This is a genomic window from Paraburkholderia sp. RL17-381-BIF-C, assembly GCF_046026435.1.
Classification (GTDB): Bacteria; Pseudomonadota; Gammaproteobacteria; order Burkholderiales; family Burkholderiaceae; genus Paraburkholderia.
In genome coordinates this window covers 1-11,864 of sequence record NZ_JARESX010000126.1, presented here as the reverse complement: position 1 = coordinate 11,864, position 11,864 = coordinate 1, and the positions used below count along the sequence as shown (strand labels likewise).

Here is an 11,864-nt window from a genome sequence, read left to right as displayed (position 1 = left end):
TGCGCGAGGCATACCGGATCCCAAAGTTGAACCCCGGAATCGAACGGCTTTCCTTGCGCGATGGCGCTCTCACTTTGCGGTCATGGCCGACCAGGTCAGGACGTTTTCAATCGGACGTTTCGTCAACCTCGTATCGGCTGCCGACGTACTACATCTATGGTCTTACAGCGACCTCAACCAGGATGACGTCCCATACATACTGCTGGTGCTCGCAGAACTAATGGCCGACACGGCCATAGAGGGCGAAAAGATGTGGGTTCGCTTTGTATTTGAAGGTCGACTTAAATCAGTGAGTGACCTCTGGGCAGAACCGGAATTGAAAGCGAAACTTTATAGAATTCAATATAGACCGCACAAAAATACAAGGATGCCGATTGCGAGACACATTGCCGCCTGTGTAGAAGTTGAGCGCACCGCCATTCCGTCGGACATCTTCGCGAACTCAATTTTCGACTTCGACGAGGCGCCATTGGAAGAACTGCTTCAGGCGAGTGAATGTGACGTGCGAGGCCGCTGCGCGAAGTTGTCCTGACAGGCGATACAAATCAGGTGTTTCCCTCGCGGCTATTGCGTCTGCATGCCTCCATGGTGGTGCTGGTGTCCTTCAATTGCATTGGAACCATGGTCAGAAAGTTGGGCGCCAAACCAGTCGTGAAGGGCGACTACAAGGGTGGCATCGCGAGTGCGAAAGGTCAGTTGTCCCCCAGCACGAACGTCCTTGTAGTCAATGGATATTTGGCCCGGCTTTGCAGCCTTGAGTTGCGCGAGGCCCGGCATGTCATCCCCGTGAATCTGAGAAGGTCCGGAGAAATCTCCGTTTCGAAACCGCTCCCCGATGCTACGCAGGTGTTCGCGTATCAGACGTACTTGCGTCTTGTCTGAGGGATTTTTGGCGACTACGCGTTGAGTGCCGCCATCGCTTGTTTTGCTGAAAATATGCGTTGTTGCGCCCAGGGAAAAGGGCATCACCTCCGCACCTCGTTGAGCGACTTCGGATTGACGCTGCGGCTCATCGGCGTGGGCATAACAAGTCATCCCCACGGCGGCAACCAGAACAGACTGAAGAACTATTGATCTCATGACTGCAATTCGGTTCGATGGATTGGCGAGCAAACGAACGTCGATGTGATAAGCCTTTGAGAATACTACTGCACCTCCGGTGCAGCGGTCCGGCTGCTGCCGCGCTCAGTCGAGCTCACGCGCGCTCCAAAGACGGGTTAGCCCGCCAGTCACAGGTTCCGGAAGCAGCAGTATAGAAACTGCTGGGCGGAGCCAGCAGGCGTGTGATGGTCTTCAATGGTGCTTGTGACCAACTCGAACCCTGCACCGAATTCGTTGGAGAGCTGCTGGGCATCGTATCGCCTCACGTCGAGTCCGCTGCACCTGCTCGGTCCGGCAGGTCCGAATGTCCCAATTACGACGTGGCCACCGGGTTTGAGGGCGTTGGTCAGCACGCGAATGTATGCGGCCCGTTCTGACGCTTCGCTGAGGAAATGGAAGACGGCCCGGTCGTGCCATACGTCGTAGTGATGCGCGGGCAGATCGACCATTAACATATCGGAAGCGACCCAGGTTATCTGCTCAGCGTTAGAGCCCAATCGACGTTTGGTGGTATCGAGAGCAACGGCGGACATATCGAGCACTGTCAGATTTCGGTATCCGCTTTCGAGCAAATCATCTACTAATGTAGATTCACCACCGCCCACATCGATAATGGCTGCACTCCGGTCCGGCGCACTCTCGGAAATCAGCTGCAGCGATGCCTCAAGATGCGCGCGATACCAGCTAACTGCGTCGGGGGCCTTTGACCGATAGACGTCTTCCCAATGTTCTTTACTGACCATCTTGCTTCCCCAGTATTATGCCGCATGCGAGTCAATGATAAGAGACCTGACGAGGCGCGTCATCGACATTGCGCAGCTCTGCAGGTATGAAACACTTAACTCACTTAGCTACTCCAGCAAGGGTGGCGAGAACTATCCCAACACGACAGAGTGAATGTTGCAGGTTGTGCCGGTCGGTGACGGCACAGTACGGACCGACGGCCTGGCGGGTGCAAGACACACTAATGTCAGTGCGGCTTTAGTGCGTATGCCGGTGATGGATGTCGGGAAAGTGCGCGTGCGTGTGAGTGATAGGCGCATGTTGATGAGGATGCGTGTGCGGCTCCTCACCATCCCAATCAAAATCATGCGTATGCTGGTGGTGCTCGTCGTGCCGGTGTCGATGGTTGTGGTCCAGGACTTCGTGAGTGTGAGGATGCTCATGTCGCTCACGTATATGCAGCCAGACTCCGAGCGCCATGAGCGCGGCCGCTAGCCAGAAAAGGAGCGGCGGCAGCTCTGGCCACAGGATGAGCGATATGGCGACGCCGAATATAGGTGCCACCGAGAAATATGCCCCGGTCCGCGCTGTACCAAGATTACGCAGCGCGACGACAAAGAGAACCAGGCTAACGCCGTAGCCAGCGAAGCCGGTCAGCATGGCGGCGGCCACCTTCCCGACGCTCGGAAGATGCGCACCCAGCACAAGTGCGATTCCCAGATTGACCGAACCGGCGACCAGCCCTTTCAGGCAGGCAATGACCATCGCGTCGTTGGTTGACACCTTCCGCGTCAGATTGTTGTCGATGGCCCACGCAACGCAGGCTCCCACGACCAGTAATGCGCCGACCGCCACGCTAGTTGCACCGGGCTGCCACGAAAGGACGACACCGCCTGCCACTATCGCGACCATCCCGAGAAATATCTGGACGTCAACGTTTTCGCGGAACACAACCCAAGCAATCACCGCCGTGAACACGCCTTCAAGATTCAATAGTAGGGAACTGGTTGCAGCGGGAGTTGTGCCGAGACCGAGCATTAGCAGTGCAGGTCCCGCTACCCCGCCTGCTGCGATTGCCCCGAGAAGCCACGGCAACTCGGCGGGCTGAATTCGGCTTTCGTTGTCTCGTTCGTCGCTCGTTCGATGATACCGCTGGAAGAGAATGCCAATGGCCAGACCGACGCCGCTACCGAGGTAAAACAGACCCGCGACCATGAAGGGAGAAAGCGTGCCGAGCAGAGTCTTAGCGAGCGGCGTGGTCGCGCCGAACAGCGCGGCTGCAAGAAGTGCGGTGAAAGCGGCGTGGTGACGTGCGTGCATGAAACGGACCTATGATGCTGAGCATCTTCGGCCCAACATCTTTGCATAAAAAATTAGCGGAGGCTGTCTACGAGAGGCGCGGCCCGTGAAGTCCCGCGGCTCTCGTTCCGAAAGCCACAAAACTTATAGAATCGGAATACCGAGAAGGCCAATCCAACCAGGGCAATGAAAGCACCGCTGATAACCTCGCCGTAACGTTCGAGAGACCCAAACTTGATGCGCTGCAAGGTGGCCGTCGAATATATGCAGAGTAGGACATAAGTCAGGATGGTGCTCGCAGCAAAGACGACCGCCATGATGAGGATAAGACTCAGCCCATACTTTGCGGCGGCGAAGAAGGCGGGAATGCCTTCCACCATTGGCGACGAGCCAAGAATCAGCAGTAGCGCGGTTCGTGACGATACTTTTTTGACAGACGCGTGGCCATGTCCGTTGCCATGGTCGTGGTGCCCGTCATGGTCATGCTCGCCGTGGTGATGCTCATGTTCGGCAAATGCAGTTTGGTACGTATGTGCATGGGCATCGTGCTTCACTGTCACTTTGACATCGAACTCATGCGGCTCGGGAATGTCGTCCAGCGTTTCTCAATATTCTCCACGTTTAGCGAAGGTAAAGGACTGTCGTGAGCCGCCGTCGCGGCTGGTCTCAACGGTAACGGTCTCAACCGTTTCCGGGCGTGTTGCGGTGAACCGGAAATGCGGCGACTGCCCAATCTCGTAGATGGACAGCTCGAGAGCGCCGTGCTCTCCGTACATCCGCTGAAGTTCCGGGCCGTGTATCGCATCGACCGGGCCGTCGGCTCCCGTTAGATGCGAGAAATCGTGGCTGTGCCCGTGCGGACCATGACTATGCCTGTGACCATCTCCCGAGCGAAGTTCGCGCCATGACGAAATGGCAATCCAGAGCCCGAAGACGACGAGCGCAATGCTCGCAAAAGTATCGACCCATTGGCCGAACTTCGCAGCAACAGCGACCCCTGCCAGCCATACGATGGCCGCGAGGATGAGGGTCGTAACTACGTGTCCCATCCCGGCCTGAACCGCAGCACGTGCAGTTTGGCCCTTGGTCCACCCTCGTTGGCGCGCGATGAGCGTGATGGGGACCCAGTGGTCCGGAACGACGGTGTGCAGGACACCGACGACCAGGACGGCGCCGACCAGCAGCGCAGCTGAACTGGTGTTCAGTTGCTGGGAAGAAAGGAAACCCATTGGACGAGCCTATAGATACTTGCTGATTTCTCTGAATTCGGCGAGCGCCGTTTTGACCGAAGTGGTGTCGGAACCAGACTGTGTGTCGAGGCAATGGTCAATATGGTCGTGGATGAGTGCCCTCTTCGCATTGGTAACAGCCTTCTCGATGGCGTGAAGCTGCTGCGCAACGTCAACGCAACTTCGACCAGCCTCAATCATCGCAATCGTGCTGCGCAGATGACCCTCCGCTCGCTTCAAACGAAGAACGATGGCCGGATGTGATTCGTGGAGAGTTTTCTTGTCCATGACTTAACATCCTATCCAGGGGGATAGGACGAGTCAATTGAATTGAATGACCGGCTGCTACGCATCCACTATCTGTGTCACCGCCTACGAGGTCAATCGCCCTGGTTCACTTGATAGGGCGGTCGGCATATCCATTGGGTATCTCGTTAGTACGCTGCACGCCCGGCTGCTCGTCGCCAGCCTCGTTATTTTGATTGCATTGGATATGCTACGCGCGCGCAGCAGCGTCTTGCTGGCGGTGTCGCAATGGTGGCTGTACGAGGAAGACGCAGGGGCCGCTGGCCGAAATCTAGGTTGAACCGTGCGTCCGCGATTGTGCGACCCTGCCTCGGGTTTCTTCAACCTGCTTGCTCGGTGGCATAGCTGCAGTTGTGTCCGGCGTTATCGCGGGCGCCTTGTCGGACGACCGGGCGCGCCCACAACGCTGTACGGGAACCGGTTTTTTACGTGTATTCGGTCGCATGGCTTTTTGGTGTTTGTTCCGGCCTCAGGCGTTATCGTGGCTGCAGAGCGATAACGGCCATGCCGGACAGTGTCAGGACAACCCCGAGCCAATCCCAAGCTGTCGGACGAATGCCGTCGACGGACCAGAGCCATAAAATCGCGACCGCAATATAGACTCCGCCATACGCCGCATAAGTTCTGCCTGCGGCCGCTGGATGAAGGGTTAGCAGCCACGCGAAAGCTGCGAGACTTATTGCGCTGGGAAGCAACAGCCATACACTGCCACCTTCACGAAGCCACCGATAGGGCAAATAACAGCCAAGAATTTCAGCAACAGCAGTCACGGCAAAGAGGAGAAACGTCTTCACGCTCAGTGGCAATCCGTTGCGCTAGCGCTCGTTGCGCCATGTGCTTGCGTGTCGATGCAGTCATCCTCCTCGACCTGGACCGTCACATGTTCAATGCTGAAACGCTCGGCGAGCCGGCGCTGAACTGCGGCAACAACGTCTCGCGAGGCCGTTCCCGCCGTGGGGTGCACATGCAGCGTCAGTAGATGCTGCTCGCCCGTGATGGACCAGGCATGAATGTGATGTGCATCGCGTACTTCTGTCACGTTCTGTTCGAGGTCCGTCTTGACGTCAGCCAGGTTCATTCCTTGGGGGGTGCCTTCCAAGAGGATATGCGCGGATGACTTGACGATACCCCATGCACTCTTGAGGATAATGACCGCAACAAAAATCGACAGGATGGGGTCAATGGGCGTCCAGTTAGTGAACAAAATTACGCCCGCTGCGACGATGGCCGCGACCGAACCCAGCATATCGCCTAAAACGTGCAACCAGGCACCGCGCAAGTTGAGATTTTCGCGGTTGCCGCCGTGCAGAACCAGAAACGCGCAAATGTTTGCGGCCAGTCCCACGAACGCAACGATGAGCATTGTCTTTCCGGCAACCGGCACCGGTGACGCAAACCGCTGAATTGCCTCGAACACAATCCAGACCGCGATGACGAAGAGCGCACATCCGTTCACGAACGCGGCCAGGATTTCCAGCCGCTTATAGCCGTAGGACAATTGCGCGGTCGCGGGACGCCGACCATAGTGGATGGCTATCCAGCTGAATCCGAGGGCTGCCGCATCGCTGACCATGTGTCCCGCGTCGGCAAGCAGGGCCAATGACCCCGACAGGACGCCTCCAATGACCTCCACGAACATAAACACCGCAATGATGATAAAGGCCCATCCAACGCGTCGCTGGTCCGTCACACCATGCAAATGATTATGACCCGCATGGTCGTGCCCGGAATGACTGTGCTCGTCATGATGATTTTCGACGTGGCCACCTTCTTCGCGACTGTGTTCATGTTCTCCGCGAGCGTGGCCGTCTGTTTGATTGTGTCCGTGACTATGAGGCATCGCGTCTCCTCCATAAGAAAGGGGCCAAAACTGACCTCAGCAAGATACCTGCCCGATACCTAGCCCAAGTGAGAAGCCTTAGGCCTAGGCTGAGCGGTTTCCATTGACGTCAGTTCGTGAATGATTCCGCACGCCTCGACCGGTTGCTCGCCTGCGCAGCGCTTACGCAGCGCGGTTAGCTGGGCACGAAGCTGCTGTAGCTCCTTGATTCGCGTGTTCACGTGGCCAATGTGTTCATCGACTAGCGCATTGACAGCACCGCAGCCGGTGGCCGGACCATCGGCTGCATCAAGGAGCGCACGTACTTCGTCGTGCGTCATGTCCAACGCGCGGCAGTTTCGAATGAACCGCAGACGGTCGATGTGACCCTCATTATAGCGTCGGTAGTTAGCCTCCGTCCGGTCCGCCGACGGTAGCAATCCTTCCTTCTCGTAGAACCGGATTGTGTCCGTCGTGCAGTTGGCTAGCCGCGCGAGTTCGCCGATTTTCATGAATTTCTCCTGTTGGCCTTGACCTTGGAGTTACTCCAGGGTGTTTACTACACCATAAATCAAGGACGGATACCACCATGTCGCAAGCAGACGTTCCCAAGAATCGGCACGAGTCCGGCACGAGTGCCCCAGTGTCCGACGAGCATAACTGCTGCCGACCTGCCGACGCAGAGCGACGTGATGACCATGAACACGGCCATGCATGCTCCAGCGGACATCGCCAAGAAAATGCGCACGACCACCACGACGAGCGGACGCATGACCATGAGCACGACCGTGGACATAGCCATGCCCACGGCGATGAACACGCTCACGGCCATGCTGTCGGCGAAAGCTGCTGCGGGCCCGCGCCCGTATCTTTTGTCGCCTTGTCCGGGCCAATTCCGGTTGGCGATGCGGTCCGGACGCAAATCCGCATCCTCCAGATGGACTGCCCAACCGAGGAAGCCCTAATCCGCAAAAAACTGGGAGGTATGCCGGCTGTTGCGACAATGGAATTCAACCTAATGCAACGAGTGCTGACGGTTGTTCACGAGGCGGACGCGCTAACTCCGGTACTCGAAGCCTTACGGTCTCTAGGCTTCACGCCAGAATTGACCTCAGCGGAGGGACAAACCGGGGAGGTGCCGCAACCCGAGCAAAAACCTTGGTGGCCGCTCGTGCTTGCGGGCGCGGTTGCGGTTGGCTCGGAAGCTGCCAGTTGGCTCGGGCAGCCCACTTGGCTCGTCGCCGCGCTTGCATTACTCGCGGTGGCAGGTTCCGGTCTGACAACATACAAGAAAGGCTGGATTGCCATCCGCAACGGCAATTTGAACATCAACGCGCTGATGAGCATCGCCGTCACGGGCGCTCTGGTTCTCGGCCAGTGGCCGGAAGCCGCGATGGTCATGGTGCTGTTCACGATAGCCGAACTCATCGAGGCTAAATCGCTCGACCGTGCTCGCAATGCCATTCAGGGCTTGATGAGGCTGGCGCCGGAAGAGGCAACCGTCAGGCAGGCGGACGGCTCATGGATTCAAGTCCAAGCGAGTTCTGTTACTCCTGGTGCCATTGTTCGCGTGAAGCCCGGCGAGCGCATTGGTCTGGACGGAACAATCACAAGCGGTCGTTCGACCGTCAATCAAGCGCCTATCACTGGAGAAAGCCTTCCCGTAGAGAAGGCAGAGGGTGACGCGGTGTTTGCGGGGACCATCAACGACTCGGGCTCGTTCGAATACAAGGTCACCGCTGCAGCAAACAACACGACGTTGGCTCGCATCATCCACGCAGTTGAAGAAGCTCAGGGAACCAAGGCTCCGACGCAGAGGTTCGTTGACCAGTTTGCCCGCATCTATACGCCCATCGTTTTCGCTGTGGCGCTCGCCGTCGCACTTGTGCCTCCGCTCATCTTTTCGGGTAGCTGGTTCGACTGGATTTACAAAGCGCTCGTGCTTCTGGTCATTGCCTGTCCCTGCGCGCTGGTTATTTCGACACCGGTCTCGATTGTCAGCGGCCTAGCCGCTGCTGCACGCCAAGGAATTCTCGTCAAGGGTGGCACGTATCTGGAGCAGGGACGTAAGCTCGCGTGGCTGGCGCTGGACAAGACCGGAACCATTACACACGGCAAGCCGGTTCAAACAGAGTTTGAGCTGCGTGTAACGGATGTCGATGTCGCTCACGTTCGTTCGCTCGCTGCAAGCCTGTCAGGCCGCTCGGACCACCCCGTGTCGATGGCCATCGCGCGAGCCGCGGCGACTGACCGCGTGATGGAGTATCCGGTCGCAGAATTCGAGGCGATTCCCGGGCGCGGTGTCCGCGGCGTTGTCGAGGGACGAAGCTACTCCCTTGGCAATCACCGTTTGGTCGAGGAACTTGGTCGCTGCTCAGTGGAACTGGAAGAGCGGCTCGACGTCCTTGAACGTCAAGGTAAGACGGTTGTGGTGCTGCTTGATGAAGTTCGCGTGCTGGCTCTCTTTGCCGTGGCGGACACTGTCAAAGAAAGCAGCCGTGAGGCAATTTCGGAGCTTCACAAGCTGGGCGTGCGTACGGCAATGTTGACCGGCGACAACCCTCACACCGCGCAGGCAATCGCTCAGCAAGTCGGCATCGACCATGCTGAGGGCAACCAGTTGCCTGAAGACAAGCTGCGCGCTGTAGAGCGTCTGTCCGCCAACTCAACCATGGTCGGCATGGTTGGTGACGGCATCAACGATGCGCCAGCGTTGGCGCGGGCTGATATTGGCTTTGCAATGGGAGCAATGGGAACGGACACGGCAATCGAGACAGCTGACGTCGCACTGATGGACGATGACCTGAGAAAAATCCCGGCCTTTATCCGTCTGTCGCAGGCCACGCATTCGATTCTCGTACAGAACATTGCGCTGGCGCTTGGAATCAAGGCTGTCTTCCTGACGCTGACGCTTGCAGGCCTTGGGACCATGTGGATGGCTGTGTTCGCTGACGTCGGAGCCAGTCTGCTGGTTGTCGGTAACGGTCTCCGCCTGTTGCGCAAGTGACCAGGCGAGCGGCGCTAATGACGGATTGAGTCAACCGGGGGTTGCGATGGGATGGTTGGAAAGAATGTTTGGCGGCCGTCACGGCGGCCATGGTAGCCACGATGGCGGACATGGGCGTTCGCACGGAGGCGGACATGGTCACAACGGTGGACGCGGTGCCGCGGGTGGGCACGGCTATGGTCACCGCGACGACCAGACATGGGGACGGGCGCCCGTGCCTGCTCCGTCTGCCCAGAGCGGCGCTATTTGTCTGCAGTGCAAGATGGCGAATTCACAAGGGGCGCGCTTTTGCAGTCAGTGCGCCTCTCCGCTCGTCCCCGCAACGTGTGGGAAGTGCACCAGCGCACTCTCGGCGGGCGCGAAATTCTGCAGCCAGTGCGGCACCGCGGCTACCTGATGACACCCGCCGTCAAGCTGGCGCTTTTCACGCTTCCCCCGCTGATTGCGGCGGGTGCGGGAGCCTTCGTCGCATCGGTGAAAACGCCGGGTGCTCGCACAACTAGCGTCATCCAGCACTTCACTGGCGGCATCGTGTTCGCGGCCGCAGCCCTCGAATTACTGCCACAGGATAGAACGCACACGACCACGCCGGTCGTAATTGGGTTCATTCTCGGCCTGATGCTGATGCTGGGCATCAGGCAAATGTGCAGCCGACTGGAAAGGCGTTTTGAAAATTCCAGTTTGCCGACCGGCCTGATTGTCGTAACCGCTATTGACCTCATTGTTGATGGTCTCGTGCTCGGCATAGCATTTTCTGCCGGAGAAGAGACTGGTCTCATCCTTACGATAGCGCTCACACTCGAGGTGTTATTCCTCGCGCTGTCCGTAAGTACGGCGCTCGGCGCTGCGAGAGTTCGCAGGCTATGGACTCTGGGAGTGCCCGTATTGCTGGCGGCGTTGCTTAGCCTTTCGGCGGTTGGCGGCCATGCGCTATTCTCAGGCTTGCCGCCGAACTTCTATGCAGTCCTGCTGGGCCTTGGAACTGTCGCGCTTATCTACCTGGTGACGGAGGAATTGCTGGTCGAGGCGCACGAGGTGCCAGAGACCGCAGTCGCCACTTCCGCGTTCTTCGTGGGCTTTATCGTCTTCTTCATCATCGAGGCCTCGGTAAAGACAGGGTGAGCGGTTCCCGTTCATGACGATTTTGTCATCTGTCTCTCATCTGGGCGCACCGTCGCCTCGCCACACTGGTGTCTTTCGCCAGTTCGGCGAATCCAGTGAAGGAGAAGATGATGAAGTGGCCAACAATTGCAATAGCTTTAATCACTGTAGGCGCCGCCGGCGCTGTTGCGGCTCAAGGAACGCCCGAGAGTCAGGGCAAGACCCGCGAACAGGTGCGCGCGGAGATAGTTCAGGCGCAGCGTGACGGATGGTTGCCGTACAGGCGGTATGACTATCCTCCAAGCGCAGCGACCGTCAATAGGAACAAGGAACTCTACGCAATCACCCATCCAGACGATGCAGCGGTCAAGGAGGCATCTGCATCTGCAGACGCAAAGTAAGCATCCTCGCGCCTTGTGGCTTGCATTTCATCTGCGAGTTAACCACTGACCTGTCGCCGGCTCATCGCGGGCTCACCGTACGTGCGCCGTCAAGCCAATGTATCTGACGTCGCCTGAGTCGTCGCAGCATCGTGAACGTCGTCAGGCGCCTTACCTTGCTCGGACTGGTCCTCGTCATTGCACGCTTCAAGTAGGATGTTCCCGTTGAATCGGTAGGAAGTCCCGCGTGCGCAAGGCTTCAGGTCGTTGTCCAAGATGACGGAAATATCATTTTCGCATCATGTTTGCGCTGCAGCAGAGCCGTAGCATCGCACATACCTTTTCACGACCGCGCCCCTGCATGCTTACCCGCAACTTTGCAGCATTTCTAGCAATTGCTGCTGCAACCCCTGCTTGCGCGCAGTCGATGTCGGCCCCTGCGTATAGCGAAGACGAACGCCCGATAGTCGTTGGCGTTGCTATCTCCAACGAAGCCGCACTGACTCCGCTGTCCCTTGACGACGCGCTCGGAATCGCGGTTCAAAACAATCCGACGCTTCGCGGCGCGCGCGCCGATGCGGACGCGTCCCAGGGCACATTCATCCAGGCGGGAGTCCGGCCCAACCCAGAAATGTCGTTTCTCCAGGAGGGGTTCGGGGGCACTGAGCGCACGACGACTGCGCTGGTAAATCAGACTGTAGAGCTTGGTGGTAAGCGTCGGGCGCGGCAGGACGTCGCCTCATATGGGCGGGAGGTTGCGCTCGCTTCGCTCGACGGTCGCGCGGCGGCTCTTCGTTCGGATGTCGTTGTAGCGTTTTATGGATTACTTGCTTCACAACGTCATTTGCAGGTCGCGCAGGAATCGGCAGCTATCGCCCTCCGGTCCGCAGAGCTTGCCG

The 11,864-nt window shown here is 58.1% G+C and carries 15 protein-coding genes and 1 pseudogene; 7 read left to right on the top strand and 9 right to left on the bottom strand.

Going from position 1 to position 11,864, the window contains the following annotated elements; translation table 11 throughout:
- A pseudogene (locus P0D70_RS35205) lies at window positions 1-532 on the top strand (hypothetical protein); the annotation flags it as partial.
- A gap of 32 nt (window positions 533-564) precedes the next feature.
- Here the strand turns inward: P0D70_RS35205 and P0D70_RS35200 are convergent.
- The 6 genes from P0D70_RS35200 to P0D70_RS35175 all read right to left on the bottom strand — a co-directional run bounded on the left by P0D70_RS35200 (window position 565) and on the right by P0D70_RS35175 (window position 4,640).
- Complete coding sequence (locus P0D70_RS35200) at window positions 565-1,080, bottom strand: aspartate carbamoyltransferase (protein WP_408187905.1); 516 nt, start codon at window positions 1,078-1,080, stop codon at window positions 565-567.
- 149 nt (window positions 1,081-1,229) lie between these two features.
- Window positions 1,230-1,844 (bottom strand): class I SAM-dependent methyltransferase, encoded by a 615-nt coding sequence (locus P0D70_RS35195; protein WP_408187904.1) that lies wholly within the window; start codon window positions 1,842-1,844, stop codon window positions 1,230-1,232.
- 238 nt (window positions 1,845-2,082) lie between these two features.
- Window positions 2,083-3,144, bottom strand: coding sequence for a DMT family transporter (locus tag P0D70_RS35190; protein WP_408187903.1), 1,062 nt, complete (start codon window positions 3,142-3,144; stop codon window positions 2,083-2,085).
- Between the two features lie 53 nt (window positions 3,145-3,197).
- Window positions 3,198-3,683 carry a hypothetical protein gene (locus tag P0D70_RS35185; protein ID WP_408187902.1) on the bottom strand — a complete coding sequence of 162 codons (486 nt, stop codon included), beginning with the start codon at window positions 3,681-3,683 and terminating at the stop codon, window positions 3,198-3,200.
- Between the two features lie 45 nt (window positions 3,684-3,728).
- Window positions 3,729-4,352: a hypothetical protein gene (locus tag P0D70_RS35180; protein ID WP_408187901.1), complete on the bottom strand. Its 624-nt coding sequence runs from the start codon at window positions 4,350-4,352 to the stop codon at window positions 3,729-3,731.
- A gap of 9 nt (window positions 4,353-4,361) precedes the next feature.
- Complete coding sequence (locus P0D70_RS35175; RefSeq protein WP_408187900.1) at window positions 4,362-4,640, bottom strand: metal-sensing transcriptional repressor; 279 nt, start codon at window positions 4,638-4,640, stop codon at window positions 4,362-4,364.
- Window positions 4,641-4,686: 46 nt separating this feature from the next.
- Here P0D70_RS35175 and P0D70_RS35170 point away from each other — a divergent pair, with 46 nt between their 5' ends.
- Window positions 4,687-4,938: a hypothetical protein gene (locus P0D70_RS35170; RefSeq protein ID WP_408187899.1), complete on the top strand. Its 252-nt coding sequence runs from the start codon at window positions 4,687-4,689 to the stop codon at window positions 4,936-4,938.
- Between the two features lie 196 nt (window positions 4,939-5,134).
- On the opposite strand, the gene P0D70_RS35165 is transcribed toward P0D70_RS35170, so the two are convergent.
- Genes P0D70_RS35165 through cadR form a run of 3 tightly spaced genes read right to left on the bottom strand, consistent with a single transcriptional unit; the run spans window position 5,135 to window position 6,989 of the window.
- Window positions 5,135-5,452 carry a YnfA family protein gene (locus P0D70_RS35165; protein ID WP_408187898.1) on the bottom strand — a complete coding sequence of 106 codons (318 nt, stop codon included), beginning with the start codon at window positions 5,450-5,452 and terminating at the stop codon, window positions 5,135-5,137.
- A 2-nt stretch (window positions 5,453-5,454) separates the two neighbouring features.
- A complete protein-coding gene (locus P0D70_RS35160) occupies window positions 5,455-6,498 on the bottom strand; it encodes a cation diffusion facilitator family transporter (protein ID WP_408187897.1) in 1,044 nt (347 codons plus the stop codon).
- A 59-nt stretch (window positions 6,499-6,557) separates the two neighbouring features.
- Complete coding sequence (gene cadR, locus P0D70_RS35155) at window positions 6,558-6,989, bottom strand: Cd(II)/Pb(II)-responsive transcriptional regulator (RefSeq protein ID WP_408187896.1); 432 nt, start codon at window positions 6,987-6,989, stop codon at window positions 6,558-6,560.
- Between the two features lie 77 nt (window positions 6,990-7,066).
- On the opposite strand from cadR, the gene P0D70_RS35150 reads away from it, so the two are divergent.
- From P0D70_RS35150 to P0D70_RS35130, 5 genes are all read left to right on the top strand, one after another.
- The gene (locus P0D70_RS35150; protein ID WP_408187895.1) at window positions 7,067-9,484 is read left to right on the top strand and encodes a heavy metal translocating P-type ATPase; all 2,418 of its coding nucleotides are present in this window, start codon (window positions 7,067-7,069) and stop codon (window positions 9,482-9,484) included.
- 46 nt (window positions 9,485-9,530) lie between these two features.
- The gene (locus tag P0D70_RS35145; protein WP_408187894.1) at window positions 9,531-9,881 is read left to right on the top strand and encodes a zinc ribbon domain-containing protein; all 351 of its coding nucleotides are present in this window, start codon (window positions 9,531-9,533) and stop codon (window positions 9,879-9,881) included.
- The gene (locus P0D70_RS35140) at window positions 9,881-10,606 is read left to right on the top strand and encodes a ZIP family metal transporter (RefSeq protein WP_408187893.1); all 726 of its coding nucleotides are present in this window, start codon (window positions 9,881-9,883) and stop codon (window positions 10,604-10,606) included. The genes P0D70_RS35145 and P0D70_RS35140 overlap by 1 nt, the downstream gene beginning before the upstream one ends.
- Window positions 10,607-10,701: 95 nt before the next feature.
- Entirely contained in the window at window positions 10,702-10,986 is a 285-nt protein-coding gene (locus P0D70_RS35135) for a DUF4148 domain-containing protein (protein ID WP_408187892.1), read from the top strand.
- Between the two features lie 340 nt (window positions 10,987-11,326).
- Window positions 11,327-11,864, top strand: a 538-nt coding sequence (locus tag P0D70_RS35130; RefSeq protein WP_408187891.1) for a TolC family protein, incomplete at its 3' end; no start/stop codon positions are given.